General features: G+C 59.8%; 14 protein-coding genes. 3 read left to right on the top strand and 11 right to left on the bottom strand.

Annotated elements, in window-relative coordinates:
* Positions 1 to 275: 275 nt before the first annotated feature.
* The gene (gene glpD, locus AB7M25_RS06015) at positions 276 to 1,814 is read left to right on the top strand and encodes a glycerol-3-phosphate dehydrogenase (RefSeq protein WP_454237063.1); all 1,539 of its coding nucleotides are present in this window, start codon (positions 276 to 278) and stop codon (positions 1,812 to 1,814) included.
* A 67-nt stretch (positions 1,815 to 1,881) separates the two neighbouring features.
* Here glpD and AB7M25_RS06010 read toward each other — a convergent pair whose 3' ends face one another.
* The 3 genes from AB7M25_RS06010 to AB7M25_RS06000 form a co-directional block, all read right to left on the bottom strand.
* On the bottom strand, positions 1,882 to 2,988 hold the full coding sequence (locus AB7M25_RS06010) for an NADH:flavin oxidoreductase/NADH oxidase (RefSeq protein WP_102698461.1): 1,107 nt from the start codon (positions 2,986 to 2,988) through the stop codon (positions 1,882 to 1,884).
* Between the two features lie 276 nt (positions 2,989 to 3,264).
* The gene (gene recJ / locus AB7M25_RS06005) at positions 3,265 to 4,974 is read right to left on the bottom strand and encodes a single-stranded-DNA-specific exonuclease RecJ (protein WP_454237062.1); all 1,710 of its coding nucleotides are present in this window, start codon (positions 4,972 to 4,974) and stop codon (positions 3,265 to 3,267) included.
* Between the two features lie 66 nt (positions 4,975 to 5,040).
* Positions 5,041 to 5,583 (bottom strand): YaeQ family protein, encoded by a 543-nt coding sequence (locus tag AB7M25_RS06000; RefSeq protein WP_007971297.1) that lies wholly within the window; start codon positions 5,581 to 5,583, stop codon positions 5,041 to 5,043.
* A 147-nt stretch (positions 5,584 to 5,730) separates the two neighbouring features.
* On the opposite strand from AB7M25_RS06000, the gene AB7M25_RS05995 reads away from it, so the two are divergent.
* A complete protein-coding gene (locus AB7M25_RS05995; RefSeq protein WP_454237061.1) occupies positions 5,731 to 6,930 on the top strand; it encodes a CaiB/BaiF CoA transferase family protein in 1,200 nt (399 codons plus the stop codon).
* Complete coding sequence (locus AB7M25_RS05990; protein ID WP_454237060.1) at positions 6,884 to 7,846, top strand: TIGR02285 family protein; 963 nt, start codon at positions 6,884 to 6,886, stop codon at positions 7,844 to 7,846. The genes AB7M25_RS05995 and AB7M25_RS05990 overlap by 47 nt, the downstream gene beginning before the upstream one ends.
* Before the next feature lie 170 nt (positions 7,847 to 8,016).
* Here the strand turns inward: AB7M25_RS05990 and AB7M25_RS05985 are convergent, their stop codons facing one another.
* From AB7M25_RS05985 to trmD, 8 genes are all read right to left on the bottom strand, one after another.
* Positions 8,017 to 8,304, bottom strand: coding sequence for a DUF3509 domain-containing protein (locus AB7M25_RS05985; protein WP_007971293.1), 288 nt, complete (start codon positions 8,302 to 8,304; stop codon positions 8,017 to 8,019).
* Between the two features lie 161 nt (positions 8,305 to 8,465).
* Positions 8,466 to 9,818, bottom strand: coding sequence for a transporter substrate-binding domain-containing protein (locus tag AB7M25_RS05980; protein WP_454237059.1), 1,353 nt, complete (start codon positions 9,816 to 9,818; stop codon positions 8,466 to 8,468).
* Positions 9,819 to 9,937: 119 nt separating this feature from the next.
* Complete coding sequence (thrC, locus tag AB7M25_RS05975; protein WP_429385022.1) at positions 9,938 to 11,347, bottom strand: threonine synthase; 1,410 nt, start codon at positions 11,345 to 11,347, stop codon at positions 9,938 to 9,940.
* A gap of 66 nt (positions 11,348 to 11,413) precedes the next feature.
* Positions 11,414 to 12,718, bottom strand: coding sequence for a homoserine dehydrogenase (locus tag AB7M25_RS05970; protein WP_007998527.1), 1,305 nt, complete (start codon positions 12,716 to 12,718; stop codon positions 11,414 to 11,416).
* A gap of 133 nt (positions 12,719 to 12,851) precedes the next feature.
* Positions 12,852 to 13,583 (bottom strand): bifunctional protein-disulfide isomerase/oxidoreductase DsbC, encoded by a 732-nt coding sequence (gene dsbC, locus AB7M25_RS05965; RefSeq protein WP_007971283.1) that lies wholly within the window; start codon positions 13,581 to 13,583, stop codon positions 12,852 to 12,854.
* A gap of 273 nt (positions 13,584 to 13,856) precedes the next feature.
* Entirely contained in the window at positions 13,857 to 14,753 is an 897-nt protein-coding gene (gene xerD, locus AB7M25_RS05960) for a site-specific tyrosine recombinase XerD (RefSeq protein ID WP_429385025.1), read from the bottom strand.
* A gap of 99 nt (positions 14,754 to 14,852) precedes the next feature.
* Positions 14,853 to 15,203: a 50S ribosomal protein L19 gene (rplS, locus tag AB7M25_RS05955; RefSeq protein ID WP_003175895.1), complete on the bottom strand. Its 351-nt coding sequence runs from the start codon at positions 15,201 to 15,203 to the stop codon at positions 14,853 to 14,855.
* A 45-nt stretch (positions 15,204 to 15,248) separates the two neighbouring features.
* Positions 15,249 to 16,001, bottom strand: a complete 753-nt coding sequence (gene trmD, locus AB7M25_RS05950; protein WP_007897583.1) for a tRNA (guanosine(37)-N1)-methyltransferase TrmD — start codon at positions 15,999 to 16,001, stop codon at positions 15,249 to 15,251.
* Positions 16,002 to 16,003: the final 2 nt, after the last annotated feature.

Here is a 16,003-nt window from a genome sequence, read left to right as displayed (position 1 = left end):
CCGAAGGCGGTTAAACAACCTGTAGGAGCCGGCTTGCTGGCGATAGCGCCCTTGAGTACGCCATCGCCGGCAAGCCGGCTCCTACAATAAAGACCCCGCAATACGCTCTTCCTCCACATTCAAATGTTCGTAAATTTTCCTTTAACGGCCCTTCGATGAGTATTTTCAATCGAAGTTGACTGGCTGTGCGCCTATTTATGGGCTAGTATTTTCGCAAATGAACATTAATGTTCGAATTCAAATACAGTACATCAAAGAATTCCGAGGCCGTGCCGATGCCCACTTCCACCTTGCCTACGCCCCCTCTCGCCGAGATCTACGATATCGCCGTCATCGGTGGCGGGATCAATGGCGTGGGGATCGCAGCAGATGCCGCCGGTCGCGGTCTCTCGGTGTTCCTTTGCGAAAAGGATGATCTGGCCAGTCATACTTCGTCGGCCAGCAGCAAGTTGATTCACGGCGGCCTGCGCTACCTCGAACATTACGAATTTCGTCTGGTGCGTGAAGCCCTGGCCGAGCGTGAAGTGCTGTTGGCCAAGGCACCGCACATCGTCAAGCAAATGCGCTTTGTGTTGCCACACCGCCCGCACCTGCGCCCGGCATGGATGATCCGCGCCGGGCTGTTTCTCTATGACAACCTGGGCAAGCGCGAGCAACTCCAGGGTTCGAAAAGCCTGAAGTTCGGCACCGACAGTGCGCTGAAAAGTGAAATCACCAAGGGTTTCGAATACTCCGATTGCTGGGTCGACGATGCGCGCCTGGTGGTGTTGAACGCCATGGCCGCCCGGGAACAAGGCGCCCACGTTCACACCCAAACCCGCTGCGTCAGCGCGCGCCGCACCAAGGGCCTGTGGCACCTGCACCTGGAACGCAGCGATGGCAGCCTGTTTTCGATTCGCGCCAAGGCATTGGTCAATGCGGCCGGGCCATGGGTCGCCAGGTTCATTCGAGATGACCTGAAGATGGAATCGCCTTACGGCATCCGCCTGATCCAGGGCAGCCACCTGATCGTGCCGAAGCTGTATGAAGGCGAACACGCGCACATCCTGCAAAACGAGGATCAGCGCATCGTGTTCACCATTCCGTACCTGAACCATTTCACCCTGATCGGCACTACGGACCGCGAGTACACTGGCGATCCTGCCGCCGTTGCAATCACCGACGGCGAAACCGACTACTTGTTGAACGTGGTCAATGCCCATTTCAAAAAGCAGATCAGCCGCGACGACATCCTGCACAGTTATTCCGGTGTGCGCCCGCTGTGCAACGACGAATCCGACAACCCATCGGCCGTTACCCGCGATTACACCCTGGCGCTGTCGGGCAGTGGCGAAGAAGCGCCGTTGCTGTCGGTGTTCGGTGGAAAGCTCACCACTTACCGTAAGCTCGCCGAGTCGGCGCTGGCGCAACTGGCCCCGTACTTCAAGCACATCAAGCCGAGCTGGACCGCCAGCGCCCCGCTGCCGGGGGGTGAAAACATGACTACCCCGCAAGCCTTGAGCTCGCGTATCCGCGACAAGTTCGACTGGGTACCGAGCGAGATCGCGCGCCGCTGGGCCACCACCTACGGTAGCCGTACCTGGCGCATGCTCGAAGGTGTACAGGACCTCAGCGATATGGGCGAGCATATCGGCGGCGGTCTCTACACCCGTGAAGTCGACTACCTGTGCAGCGAGGAATGGGCCACCAACGCCCACGACATCCTCTGGCGTCGCAGCAAGCTCGGCTTGTTCACGACAGTGGCCGAGCAGGACAAGCTCAAGGATTACTTGAACCAGGTCGAGCAGAACCGCAGCAAGATCGAAGCGGCCTGATCGGTCACCGACATAAACAAAAGCCCCTGGATCTCACGATTCAGGGGCTTTTTCGTATCAATGGATTTCAGTCGCGCAAATCCGATTCGTGAATCGGCTGCTCACGGTGAGTCGCCCGCTGATACTGCGCCGGCCACACGGCCTTGTGCCCGCCCAGGTCATCATCGGCGTGCAGCGCCCAGTACGGATCGCGCAACAACTCACGGGCCAGGAAGATGATGTCCGCCTGGCAGGTGCGCAGGATGTGCTCGGCCTGGGCCGGCTCGGTGATCATGCCGACCGTGCCGGTGGCCATGCCCGACTCCTTGCGCACACGTTCGGCGAAGCGGGTCTGGTAACCGGGGCCTGTGGGGATTTCGGCATTCACCGCCGTACCGCCCGACGAGACGTCAATCAGGTCCACGCCCAAGGCTTTGAGGCGACGCGCCAGTTCCACGGTTTCATCGGGGTTCCAGCCGTCTTCGACCCAGTCGGTGGCCGACACCCGGACAAACACCGGCAACTCTTCAGGCCACACCGCACGTATCGCTTCGGTGACTTGCAGCACCAGCCGAATGCGATTTTCGAACGAACCACCATATTGATCGCGACGCTGATTGCTCAACGGCGACAGGAACTGATGCAGCAGGTAGCCATGGGCGGCGTGCACTTCGACCACCTTGAAACCGGCCGTCAGCGAGCGCTTTGCCGCATCGACAAAGGCCTGGATCACTTGGGCGATCTCTTCGTCATCCAGTTGTCTGGGTTGGGTGTGCTGGGGGTCGAACGCAATCGGTGAAGGTCCGACCGGCACCCAGCCGCCCTCATCGGGTTTGACGCTGCCGTGCTTGCCAAGCCATGGCCGATAGGTACTGGCCTTGCGCCCGGCATGGGCCAGTTGAATGCCGGCAACGCCGCCTTGGGCGTTGATGAAGCGGGTGATGCGTTGCAGGGGTTCGATCTGCTCGTCATTCCACAGACCGAGGTCCTGAGCCGTGATACGCCCGTCGGCGGTGACCGCCGTGGCTTCGGTAAACACCAGCCCGGCCCCGCCGACAGCACGGCTGCCGAGGTGGACCAGGTGCCAGTCATTGGCCAGGCCGTCGGCACTGGAATACTGGCACATCGGCGATACGGCGATGCGGTTGGGCAGGGTCAATTGGCGAAGGGTAAAGGGTTCAAGCAGCAGACTCATGGGGCACCTCTCGAATCAGTGGGCAGGCTCCAGGTTCTGTTTGAATAGTCGACGAGTGACAGGAAAAAGGTACAACACCCGCCCCCGCGGGCAAAAAATTCGACAAGACGTCACAAGACCAAAATCAAGCAGTGATTAGAGCCTAGTCGACATCGACGGATGTCGCCCCCTTGTAGGAGCGAGCTCGCGATGGACGACAGGAGACCGCGGGGTATCAGGTTCCCAGCGCCATCGTTCACGACCATCGCGAGCGAGCTCGCTCCTACAGGTGTGGGTTCAACGCGGTTCGATGTGGGCAATCATCAGTTGAACCGTCTCGTTGCCACGAAACTCGTTGAGGTCGAGCTTGTAGGCCAGTTCCACCCACTTGATGGTCGGATTCGGCCAGATGTCGCGATCGATCCCGAAGGCAATGCCGTCGAGCTTCACCGAACCACATTCACTTTTGAGCACCACTTTGAGGTGCCGTTCGCCCACCACGCGCTGTTCGACCAACTGGAACACCCCATGAAACAACGGTTCCGGGAAGTGCTGCCCCCAAGGACCGGCATGCCGCAGGGCGCGGGCCAGTTCCAGGTGAAACTCTTCCACTGCCAGGGTGCCGTCCGACAACAAGCGGCCAGTCAGGTCTTCTTCGCGCAGTTGCCGGCGCACTTCAGTGTCAAAGGCCTCGGCGAACAAGGGGAAATTCGCTTCCGGCAGCGTCAGGCCGGCCGCCATTGCGTGGCCACCATACTTGGTGATGAGATTCGGATGCTGCGCCGCCACCACGCTCAAGGCGTCGCGGATGTGAAAGCCCTGGACCGAACGCCCAGACCCCTTTAGCAGGCCGTCACCGGCATCGGCAAAGGCGATGGTCGGGCGGAAATAACGCTCTTTCATCCGTGACGCGAGGATACCGATGACGCCCTGATGCCACTCGGGATCGAACAGGCACAAGCCGAACGGCATCGACTCCACCGGCAGATCCTTGAGCTGGGCCAGTGCTTCGCGCTGCATGCCCTGCTCGATGGATTTGCGATCCTGGTTCATGCCGTCCAGTTGAGCCGCCATCTCACGGGCCAGATCTGTGTCTTCGGTCAACAGGCATTCGATGCCCAGGCTCATGTCATCCAGGCGCCCTGCGGCGTTCAGGCGTGGGCCGACGATGAAACCCAGGTCGGTGGAGGTGATGCGCGCATGATCACGTTTGGCCACCTCGAGGATCGCCTTGATCCCGGGCCGGGCACGTCCGACGCGAATCCGCTCGAGGCCCTGATGCACCAGAATCCGGTTGTTGGCATCCAGCGGCACCACGTCGGCCACGCTGCCCAAGGCCACCAAATCGAGCAATTCGCCGATATTCGGCTGCGGTTTGCTGGTGTACCAGCCGAGCTCGCGCAAACGCGCACGCAGGGCCATCAGCACATAGAAAATCACCCCGACACCGGCCAGTGCCTTGCTCGGGAACGCGCAACCCGGCTGGTTCGGATTGACGATGGCATCGGCCAATGGCAGCTCTTCACCGGGCAAGTGGTGGTCGGTGACGAGCACCTTGAGTCCGGCCTTTTTCGCCGCTGCCACGCCTTCGACGCTGGAGATGCCGTTGTCCACGGTGATCAGCAAATGCGGCTGGCGCTCCAGCGCGACCGCGACGATTTCCGGGGTCAGGCCGTAGCCGTAGTCGAAACGGTTCGGCACCAGATAATCGACATGCGCCGCCCCCAGCAAACGCAGACCCAGCGTGCCCACGGTGCTGGCCGTTGCGCCGTCGGCATCGAAGTCGCCGACGATCAGGATGCGCTGGCGCTGTTCGAGCGCCTTCACCAATAAATCCACGGCGGCATCAATGCCCTTGAGCTGCTGGAACGGAATCAGCCGCGCCAGGCTCTTGTCCAGTTCCGCCTCCGATTGCACGCCACGCGCTGCATACAGGCGGGTCAGCAGTGGCGGAATATCACCGAGGAATGGCAGGGTGTCGGGCAGCAGGCGAGGTTCGATGCGCATGGGGTGAAAGATGCTTCTCTTCAATACGTAGGATAAAACCGGGTGACGCGCTAAAGCGGCGAATAATCAGCCGCGCTCACCGGCCAGCCACTGCAACTGCACTTCGTGCTGACCACGGTCGTCGGTGACGAAGATCGTCCCTTCGCTGATCATCACGTCCCACTTGATGACGCGTGGCATGTCTTTGGCCAGGGTCTCCAGGACTTCCTGAGGCACGGCAGCGATGTTGACGTTTTTCAGGTTTTTCACCGCAGGCACCACTTTGCCTTCCCACACGCGCAGGCTGCCGTAGGCCAGCAGGCTGGTGCGCTCGGTGCGGCGCGAGCACCAGGTCAGGCGCTCGGCATCCGGCTGGCCGACTTCGATCCAGTGCAGGACGCGGTCATCCAGGCTTTTTTCCCACAAGGCCGGTTCATCCACTTCCGACAGACCACGGCCGAACGACAGCTGTTCGTTGTACCAGAGGGCGTAGGCCAGCAGGCGCACGGTCATGCGCTCCTCGGTTTCCGAAGGGTGACGGGCGATGGTCTGCTTCACGCTCTCATAGACGCTGCGGTCGAGGTCGGTGAGGTTCAGTTCAAACTTGTAGGTCGTGGACGGCTGGGCCATGAACGGGCTTCTTGATACGAGGAAAGGCGGCAAGTCTAACCGATGCGACGGGCAATCCACGAATTGAAGGTGATCAACCTGAAGCGCCTGACAGTCGGCTATGTTAAAACGCTGTATTCGCCCATCCCTTGTCCAGCAGGATCCCGCATGCCGTTCACCGCCAAACCGCTTTCCGGTCTGAAAGTCATCGAATTGGGTACCTTGATTGCCGGCCCGTTTGCTTCACGCATTTGCGCTGAATTCGGTGCCGATGTGATCAAGATCGAATCCCCGGACGGCGGTGATCCATTGCGCAAATGGCGCAAATTGTATGAAGGCACTTCCTTGTGGTGGTTTGTCCAGGCGCGCAACAAAAAGTCCCTGACCCTCAATCTCAAGCACCCTGACGGTCAGGCGATCCTGAAACAGTTGCTCGGTGAAGCCGACATTCTGATCGAGAACTTTCGTCCCGGCGTCCTGGAAAAACTCGGCCTGGGCTGGGACGTCCTGCACGCCTTGAACCCGAAACTGGTCATGGTGCGGCTGTCGGGTTTCGGCCAGACCGGCCCGATGAAAGATCAGCCCGGCTTTGGCGCGGTCGGCGAGTCCATGGGCGGCCTGCGCTACATCACCGGCTTCGAAGACCGGCCACCGGTGCGCACCGGCATTTCCATCGGTGACTCGATTGCCGCGCTCTGGGGCGTGATCGGCGCGCTGATGGCCCTGCGTCATCGCGAGGTTAACGGCGGGCAGGGGCAAGTGGTGGACGTGGCGCTGTACGAAGCCATCTTCGCCATGATGGAAAGCATGGTCCCGGAATTCGACGTGTTCGGCTTCATCCGCGAACGCACGGGCAATATCATGCCGGGCATCACCCCGTCCTCGATCCACACCAGCGCCGACGGCAAGCACGTGCAGATCGGCGCCAATGGCGACGCCATTTTCAAACGCTTCATGCTGATCATTGGCCGGGAGGATCTCGCCAATGACCCTCTGCTTGCCAGCAACGATGGCCGTGATGCGCGGCGCGACGAGATCTATGGCGTCATCGATCGCTGGGTCAATTCGCTGCCGCTGGACAGGGTGCTGGCGCTGCTCAATCAGGCCGACGTGCCGGCCAGCCGGATCTTCAGCGCCGAAGACATGTTCAATGACCCTCAGTACCTGGCGCGTGAAATGTTCCTGCAGGCCAAACTGCCGGACGGTAAAGACTTCAAGATGCCGGGAATCGTGCCGAAACTCTCAGAGACACCCGGTGAATGTGAATGGGTCGGGCCACAACTGGGTGAGCACAACGCACAGGTACTCCAGGAACTTGGCTATGACGCGACGCAGATCGCACAGTTGCGCAAAGACGGAGCCATCTGAACTGAGGCGCCTGCCTGCATGGGTCATTCGGTACTGCCCGTTGCGCGCTGGCTGTTTGCTTTGCGTGCTGGCGACCTTGCTCATTGAACCGGTCCCGTCAGCCCTGGCGCAATCCAGGGAAACCCTGATCTGGCTCAAACGCGACCTGCCGCCGCTGACGATCTTCGACGGACCGAAAAAGGGCCAGGGTGTCATCGATCAACTGCTTCCCCTGTTGATTGCCGGCATGCCGCAGTACCAGCACAGCGTGATGAGGGTCAATCGCGCGCGCGGCCTGCAAATGCTTCACGAACCGTCCCTCGTCTGCGATGCGGCGCTGAACTGGAGCAAGGAGCGGGAACAGTGGATCGCTTTTTCCATCCCGGTCTTTCGTGCGATGAGCAATGGTCTGGCCGTGCGGCGCGTTGACCAGAAGGTACTGGCCCCCTTTATCAAGGATGGCGAAGTGGACCTCGCCGAGTTGCTCGCCAGCGGCAACGAAAAACTGGGGATCATCGCCGAACGCAATTACGGCGAATACCTCGACGGGCTGCTCAAGCAAGCACCCGCCGACGTGCTGACGCCTCATTACGGCAACGACGCCTTGGGCAGCCTCCTGCAAATGCAGCGCCTTGGGCGTTTGCGCCTGCTGTTGGGCTATCGCCCGGAGATCCGCTACCAGGCTTCGCTGCAAGGCATCGCCGAGGATGAATTGCAGTTCTATCCAATCCGTGGCACGGGCAAATACCTGTCCGGCTACATCGGTTGCACCGATACGCCAAAGGGCCGACAAGCCATTGCCGAAATCAATCAGGTGCTGCGCACCCTGCCCCGCGAGCGTCTGGACGAGGCCTATGCCGCCTGGCTGGATCCGCAAAGCCGCAGTGAATACCTGAAAGACACCAAGGCGTTTTTCGACAATCTGGCGCAGCCATGATCAATCACGGGCAAAAAGAAACCCCGAGAAGTGGGGAAACGACTCGGGGTTAAACGTGGTCTGCTTGGAGACCAGTAGCAGCAAGCTACAAGCACCGGAGCACAATGCTTGATCCTGCTGTTACAAAGTCTGACTGACCTGGGCGTGGGAAGGTTCCCACAAAAATCCGTTCAATTGCGGCTGGCCAGAAGCTTGTCCCGGGCAGCATTACGCAATGCCGCGATGACACAAGGCTCAAGGCGTCCTTCAGCGATCAGCACGTCGCGATGCAAACCGTCGACCACATCCGTCAACAGGCGCTTGTCATTCAACTGGGCCTGATTGAATTCGCGCTCGACCACGGTCGCGCCGATAGCATTTTTCAGGGTCACCCGACATTCGCCACGAATGCCTGACGGGGTCAATGTAACCTGATACGGGCTCAGCGCCTCACCGAGCAACAGACTGATACTTTCCATCCCGATCACCACTCAATAGTCCGAAAACAATGTGCCTGGGGCATGCCTACAACAGATGACCGCTGGCCCGAGAAGAAAGTTCTGGCTACTGACCGCAGGCGAACCTGCCGTACAGTCAAGAGAGCATGCACGGTGAACATGACAGAGAAAAAACCCGGCCGTCACGTTTGTCGGGTACGCCGGGCGATATCGGCCCAGCCCCCCAACAAGCCTCTCATCTGGCCATCCGCCGTGTAAAACGGCACGGTCCACTGGTAAATATCCCTGACACCCTCCTTGAACAGCAATTGACGTTCGAAGAAGCGCGTCCTGCGCGTACTCAACTGCTCCATCAGCTCGGCATGCAGCAGCTCCGCGGTTTGTCTGGGCATGACATCGACCTCGATCAACTGCCGCCCCTGCATCCGGTCAAAACGTGTCGACAAGGCGTCCTCATAACTTTTGTTGCACATGATCAAACGCCCTTGCAGGTCACGGACAAACATCGGGTCAGGCATGGCATCCATCAGGGCATGCTGGAATGCGAGCTGATCGCACAGGTTCCTTTGGGCCTCGACCCGCTGCCTGACGACCACCGCCAACCGCCGGTTCCAGAGCAGGGACAACAGGCCGAACAGGCTGAGCACAAACACGCCCCAGCAGACCCACTGGTCAAGCCGCTGCCAGAGGCCAGGCGCCTGTGCCGTGGTAGCACCACCGAACCAATTGCGGCGAAGATCGCGCAGTTCCTGAGCAGGAAAGGCCTCGAGCGCCTTGTTGAGGATGCTCAGCAACTGCGGCTGACCTTTGCGCACCGCCAGATAATCCGCATCCCATTTGTCCGGCACCGCAGCTCCGATCTGCAGTCGGCCCGACGGAAAAAGCCGGGCGCCGATTTCGCTTTCGATGGTGGCATAGGCTTCGCCGCTTTCAACCCAGGCACGGGCTTCGGCGTAGGTCTTGACCGAACGCAATTCGATGGAAGGAAAATCGCGACGGATCATCGCTTCCAGTGCATGCCGGGCCGGCAGCACCAGTACCCGCTTCGCCAGATCCTCCAGCGACTGCACCGGCGGGGCCCCGGCCAACCCGACAAAGACCCATCCTGCACCACCGTACGCATGGCTGAAATCGAGAAACGTCCGGCGCTCGTCATTCATTGACAGCGTGGTGCTCAAATCCGCCGCGCCGCTTTCCAGGCGAGCCAGCATCTGATCAACGGAAAAAGATTCTTCGTAAACGAACTGCAACCCCGTCATGTCACTGATGCGCTTGAGCAGATCACTGTTCAGGCCCGTCCATTGGCCCTGCTCATCCTTGAACTGGTACAACGGGTATTCCAGTGCCGTGACCACGACCCGTGGATGGCTGGCTATCCACTGCAGCTCCTGGTCATCCAGCACGACCGCTGAACGTGCAGTCTTCCCACGCTCCTGAATCAATACAGGGCTTGCCCCTCCCCATTCGGCGACTCCCACGATGCCGAATAAAACCAGCCAGCGCGCGACTGGCTTGAACACACTTGTAAACCGCATTCCCATGTCCTTGGTGATCCACTCGCCTGTCCCTTCGCGGCGAGAACACGACAAGTGTGCATGCAGAAATGAAAAAGCCCGTCAGGAGACGGGCTTCAAAATGTAACAGCGCTGACCGGTTACAGCGGCTTGCCACGGTTGCCATGCTGGCTGACAAAGGCCTGCACGGCCTTCAGGTCATTTGGCAATACGGTGCAACGTTCGTCTCGCTCAAACAAATCAGAAAGATGTACAGGCAGTTCGAGCGCTTTTCCTACACCGGCTTTTTCCACGGCATCCGGGAATTTGACCGGGTGGGCGGTGCCCAGGATCACCATTGGAATGTCCAGGCTACGACGGCATTCGCGTGCAGCTTTCACCCCGATGGCCGTGTGCGGGTCGAGCACTTCACCGGTCTGCTCGTAGACTTCGGCGATGGTTTCGCAGGTTTGCGCGTCATCCACGGCCAGCGAGTCGAACAACTTGCGGGCTTCGGTCCAGCGCTCTTGCTCGACGCTGAAACCGCCGCCCTGCTTGAACGAATCCATCAGGCCGGCGATTGCCGCGCCGTTGCGGCCATGCAGGTCGAACAGCAGGCGTTCGAAGTTCGACGACACCATGATGTCCATGGACGGCGACAGCGTGGCGTGCAGGGTTTCCTTGACGTACTGATTGCCGCTCATGAAGCGGTGCAGGATGTCGTTGCGGTTGGTGGCGACGATCAACTGGTTGATCGGCAGGCCCATGTTGCGTGCCAGGTAACCGGCGAAGATGTCGCCGAAGTTGCCGGTCGGCACCGAGAACGCCACCGAGCGCGCCGGGCCGCCCAACTGCAGGGCTGCGTGGAAGTAGTAAACGATCTGGGCCATGATCCGCGCCCAGTTGATCGAATTCACGGCGACCAGGCGAGTGCCCTTGAGGAAGCCCTGGTCGGCAAAGCTGGCCTTGACCATTTCCTGGCAGTCATCGAAGTTGCCTTCGATGGCGATGTTGTGGATGTTCTCACCGAAGAGGGTGGTCATCTGCCGACGTTGCACCTCGGACACGCGGTTGTGCGGGTGCAGGATGAAGATGTCGACGTTTTCGCAGTGCTTGCAGCCTTCAATGGCGGCCGAACCGGTGTCACCGGAGGTGGCACCGACGATCACCACACGCTCGCCGCGCTTTTCCAGCACGTAGTCGAGCAGGCGACCAAGCAGTTGCAGGGCGAAGTCCTTGAATGCCAGGGTCGGGCCGTGGAACAGCTCCAGCACCCATTCGTTGCCGTTCAGCTGACGCAGCGGCGCGACGGCGCTGTGGGCGAACACGCCGTAGGTTTCTTCAAGGATTTTCTTGAAGTCAGCGTCTGGAATGCTGCCGGTGACAAACGGGCGCATGACGCGGAAGGCCAGCTCGTGATACGGCAGGCCGGCCCAGGAAGCGATTTCCTCCTGGGTGAAACGTGGCAGGTTTTCCGGGACGTACAGACCGCCGTCGGTGGCAAGGCCTGCCAGCAGGACGTCTTCGAAATTCAGGGCCGGTGCCTGGCCGCGGGTACTGATGTAACGCATGACTGACTCCAATGGACAGTGTTCGTAGTGCCGGGCCCGCACGCGAGCCCGGTCAACGATATCGGCTTAGTTCAGGTGCTCGACACGGATCCGAACAACCGGACCGACCACACCCGCCAAGGCTTCCAAAGCAGCGATGGCATCGTTGATGTGCTGTTCCAGCACGCGGTGGGTCAGCAGGATCATCGGCACCAGGCCGTCGTGCTCCTCGGCTTCCTTCTGCATGATCGACTCGATATTGATGCCGCGTTCCGAGAGGATGCTCGCGACCTGAGCCAATACGCCCGGATGGTCCTTGGCCTGAATGCGCAGGTAATAGGCGCTTTCACAGGCTTCGATCGGCAGGATCGGGTGAGCCGACAGCGAATCCGGCTGGAACGCCAGGTGCGGCACGCGGTTCTCTGGGTCAGATGTCATGGCGCGAACCACGTCCACCAGGTCGGCAATCACCGACGAAGCAGTCGGCTCCATGCCGGCGCCAGCGCCGTAGAACAGGGTCGAACCGGCAGCATCGCCATTGACCATCACCGCGTTCATCACGCCGTTGACGTTGGCGATCAGGCGATCGGCCGGGATCAGCGTCGGGTGCACGCGCAGTTCGATACCGGCCGCGGTGCTGCGCGCCACGCCCAGGTGCTTGATGCGGTAACCCAGCGCTTCGGCGTAGTTCACGTCAGCGGTGGTCAGCTTGGTGATGCCTTCGGTGTAGGCCTTGTCGAATTGCAGCGGGATGCCGAAGGCGATGGACGCCAGGATCGTCAGCTTGTGAGCAGCATCGATCCCCTCAACGTCGAAGGTCGGATCGGCTTCGGCGTAACCCAGAGCCTGGGCTTCGGCCAATACGTCCTCGAAGGTGCGACCCTTCTCGCGCATTTCCGTCAGGATGAAGTTGCCGGTACCGTTGATGATGCCGGCCACCCAGTTGATGCGGTTGGCGGACAGGCCTTCGCGGATCGCCTTGATCACCGGAATGCCACCGGCCACCGCCGCTTCGAACGCAACGATCACGCCTTTCTCGCGTGCCTTGGCGAAAATTTCATTACCGTGAACAGCAATAAGCGCCTTGTTCGCGGTGACCACATGCTTGCCATTCTCGATGGCCTTGAGTACCAGCTCGCGGGCAACGGTGTAGCCGCCCATCAGCTCTATAACGATGTCGATCTCAGGGTTCGTGGCCACTTCGAAGACATCGTTGGTAATCGCAATACCGGTCGTTTGGAACTGAGGCTTTGGCGTGCGCATGGCAATTTGTGCCACTTCGATCCCACGCCCGGCACGACGAGCAATTTCCTCGGCGTTGCGCTGAAGTACGTTGAAGGTACCGCCACCGACGGTCCCTAACCCACAGATGCCTACTTTGACCGGTTTCACTGTGAACTCCCCATAAAACGGCCGACTCAAGGCCGGCCGTGAAAACAGCCGCATGCTCGCGGCTCTCTATTAATGGCCCGGCGATGTCGCTGCCGGACCATGATCGTCAATGGCTGCCCGTGACGATGCGAATTTACTTCGCGCCCAGCGCCAGTTTGGCGACTTGTGGCGCAGGCTGGTAGCCCGGAATGACCTGTCCGTCGGCCAAAACGATGGCCGGTGTGCCGTTCACGCCAATCGACTGGCCGAGAGCGAACTGCTTGGAAACCGGGTTATCGCACTTGGCGGCCTTGATTTCCTTGCCATCGACCATTTTGTCCATGGCCGCTTTCTTGTCTTTCGAGCACCACACGGCTTGCAGTTGCTCGTCACCCGGTGAGCCCAGGCCCTGGCGCGGGAACGCGACGTAACGCACTTCGATACCGCGCTTGTTCAGCTCCGGCACTTCGGCGTGGAGCTTGTGGCAGTACGGGCAGGTGGTATCGGTGAATACGGTGATGTGCGACTTGGTTTCGCCAATGGCCGGGTACACCACGGTTTCTGCAACCGGAATATCGTTGATCAGCTTGGAGATGCCCAGGCGCTCGGTCTTCTCGGTCAGGTTGACCGGCTTGCCGTCCTTGAGATCGAACAGGTAGCCCTGCACCACGTACTGGCCGTCGGCGCTGGCGTACAGCACACGACTGCCCTTGAGCTTGACTTCGTACAGGCCCGGCAACGGACTGGCGGTGATGGTCTCTACCGGCACTTCGAGCTGGAGGTTTTCCAGGCTTTTACGAATGGCTTTGTCGGCCGCGTCATCGGCGACGGCAAAGGTGCTGACCAACGCAATGGCTGCGGCGGCGAAAATCTGGGTCAGACGCATGAGAACTCCTGAAGGCGAACATATGGGACGATCAGAACGCCCGTGTCGAAACACCGGGTCATAACCGCCCATCGTGCAAACCGGCCAAGCCTATCACATAAGGTCCGTGTGGCCGAATGGAGCTGACACAAGACATTGTAGCGAGGGAGCTTGCTCCCGCTTGAGCGCGCAGCGCTCACAAAATCTTCGCCGTTCGTTGAATTCTGGGGCCGTTGCGCAACCCAGCGGGAGCAAGCTCCCTCGCCACAAGTGCGATTCCTCCATGAATACTCATCAGCCACGCGGATGGTGTTTTGCGTGAAGGTCTTGCAAGCGGGCGCGGGCGACGTGCGTGTAAATCTGGGTGGTCGACAGATCGCTGTGGCCGAGGAGCATCTGCACCACCCGTAAATCGGCGCCGTGGTTTAGCAAGTGTGTGGCGAAAGCGTGCCGCAAGGTGTGCGGCGACAGCGACTTGCCAATCCCGGCGACCTTGGCCTGATGCTTGATCCGATGCCAGAAAGTTTGCCGCGTCATCTGCTCGCCGCGCTGGCTGGGAAACAGCACATCGCTGGGACGCCCGCCAAGCAGCTCGCTGCGGGCATCACGCATGTAGCGCTCGATCCAGACAATCGCCTCCTCGCCCATCGGCACCAACCGCTCCTTGCTGCCCTTGCCCATCACCCGCAACACGCCTTGACGCAAATTGACCTGCTCCAGCGTCAGGCTGATCAGCTCGGTTACCCGCAAGCCACAGGCATACAGCACTTCAAGCATGGCCCGATCGCGCTGACCAATGGCTTCGCTCAAGTCCGGCGCTGCCAGCAGCGCTTCGACGTCGGCCTCTGACAAGGATTTCGGCAACGGCCTGCCGAGCTGCGGCATATCAACCCGTAACGTTGGATCGACGGCGATCAACTTTTCCCGCAACAGATAGCGATAGAAGCCACGCACCCCCGAGAGAAATCGCGCAGTGGAACGAGGCTTGTAGTTTTGCTCCAGGCGCCAGGCCAGGTGATCGAGGATCAACTCGCGTCCGGCATTGATCAACTCCAGGCCTTTTTCCTGCAGCCAGCCGTTGAACAGCGCCAGGTCACTGCGATAGGCATCGCGGGTGTTGTCGGAAAGGCCTTTCTCCAGCCAGAGGGCGTCGAGGAACTGGTCTATCAGGGGATGATCAATGGCGGGCATAAAGGCTCATGCAAGACCGGCAACACGGTCAGTGAAGATAAATCGCAGGCAACAAAAAAGCAGCCCGCAGGCTGCTTTTTTTTGCATCGGAAGCTGGACTTAAGCCAGTTTTTCCTTGATGCGAGCTGCTTTACCCGACAGGTCGCGCAGGTAGTACAGCTTGGCTTTACGTACGTCACCGCGACGCTTGACAGCCATGCTGTCGATTTGCGGGGAGTAGGTCTGGAAAGTACGCTCTACGCCAACACCGTTGGAGATTTTACGAACGGTGAATGCACTGTTTACGCCGCGGTTACGCTTGGCGATAACAACACCTTCGAACGCTTGCAGACGCGAACGGTCGCCTTCCTTCACTTTCACCTGAACGACAATGGTGTCGCCCGGGGCAAAGGTAGGGATCTCTTTGGTCATCTGCTCTGCTTCGAGTGCAAGGATGATTTTGTTAGTCATGCTGTGCTCCTAAGGTAAATCGTCGGATCTACCATCGATACGTTGTTAACTATCGTCCCGCTCGCGGATGTATTCCTCGAGCAGCTTCTTCTCTTCTCCAGAAAGCGAGCGGCTTTCCAGAAGATCGGCGCGTCGTTCAAAGGTCCGACCAAGGGACTGCTGTAAACGCCAACGCCGGATGTGCGCGTGATTGCCACTTAGCAATACGTCGGGAACACGCTGATCCGCATACACCTCCGGTCGAGTGTAGTGCGGGCAATCCAGCAAACCATCCGTAAAGGAATCTTCCTCGGCGGAGTCCGCATGCCCTAAAGCTCCAGGCAGCAGTCGTGTAACCGCATCGATCAGGACCATCGCCGGCAGCTCGCCGCCAGACAGTACATAGTCGCCAATCGACCACTCTTCATCGACATGAGCATCAATAAAACGCTCGTCAATGCCTTCATAGCGGCCGGCAATCAGGATCAATGCATCCAGATTCGCCAACTCGCGTACCGCCGACTGAGTCAGCTGGCGGCCTTGGGGCGACAGGTAAATTACCTTCGCCGCCTCCCCGGCTGCTGCCTTGGCCTGAACCAGAGCATCTTCCAGGGGCTTGATCTTCATCACCATGCCCGGACCACCGCCAAACGGGCGATCGTCCACAGTGTGATGTCGATCCGTCGTGTAGTCTCGCGGATTCCAACAGGTGAGCTGCAAGAGCCCCTGTTTCACCGCACGACTGGTGATGCCGTACTCGCTGATGGCAGAGAACATCTCGGGAAACAGACTGATCACTTCTACGCGCAAGTTAGCCACGC

Source organism: Pseudomonas sp. AP3_22 TE3818 (assembly GCF_053628995.1).
The sequence above is the reverse complement of the archived record's forward strand: the minus strand, read 5'-3'. Positions and strand labels throughout refer to the sequence as shown.

Coding starts and splice junctions, on each gene's coding strand:
- xerD (WP_429385025.1), bottom strand. CDS start 14,753: ATGCCCGCCATTGATCATCCCCTGATAGACCAGTTCCTCGACGCCCTC.
- thrC (WP_429385022.1), bottom strand. CDS start 11,347: ATGCGTTACATCAGTACCCGCGGCCAGGCACCGGCCCTGAATTTCGAA.
- AB7M25_RS05990 (WP_454237060.1), top strand. CDS start 6,884: ATGACGCGACGCAGATCGCACAGTTGCGCAAAGACGGAGCCATCTGAA.
- AB7M25_RS06000 (WP_007971297.1), bottom strand. CDS start 5,583: ATGGCCCAGCCGTCCACGACCTACAAGTTTGAACTGAACCTCACCGAC.
- AB7M25_RS06010 (WP_102698461.1), bottom strand. CDS start 2,988: ATGAGTCTGCTGCTTGAACCCTTTACCCTTCGCCAATTGACCCTGCCC.
- glpD (WP_454237063.1), top strand. CDS start 276: ATGCCCACTTCCACCTTGCCTACGCCCCCTCTCGCCGAGATCTACGAT.
- rplS (WP_003175895.1), bottom strand. CDS start 15,203: ATGACTAACAAAATCATCCTTGCACTCGAAGCAGAGCAGATGACCAAA.
- AB7M25_RS05995 (WP_454237061.1), top strand. CDS start 5,731: ATGCCGTTCACCGCCAAACCGCTTTCCGGTCTGAAAGTCATCGAATTG.
- dsbC (WP_007971283.1), bottom strand. CDS start 13,583: ATGCGTCTGACCCAGATTTTCGCCGCCGCAGCCATTGCGTTGGTCAGC.
- recJ (WP_454237062.1), bottom strand. CDS start 4,974: ATGCGCATCGAACCTCGCCTGCTGCCCGACACCCTGCCATTCCTCGGT.
- AB7M25_RS05980 (WP_454237059.1), bottom strand. CDS start 9,818: ATGCGGTTTACAAGTGTGTTCAAGCCAGTCGCGCGCTGGCTGGTTTTA.
- AB7M25_RS05985 (WP_007971293.1), bottom strand. CDS start 8,304: ATGGAAAGTATCAGTCTGTTGCTCGGTGAGGCGCTGAGCCCGTATCAG.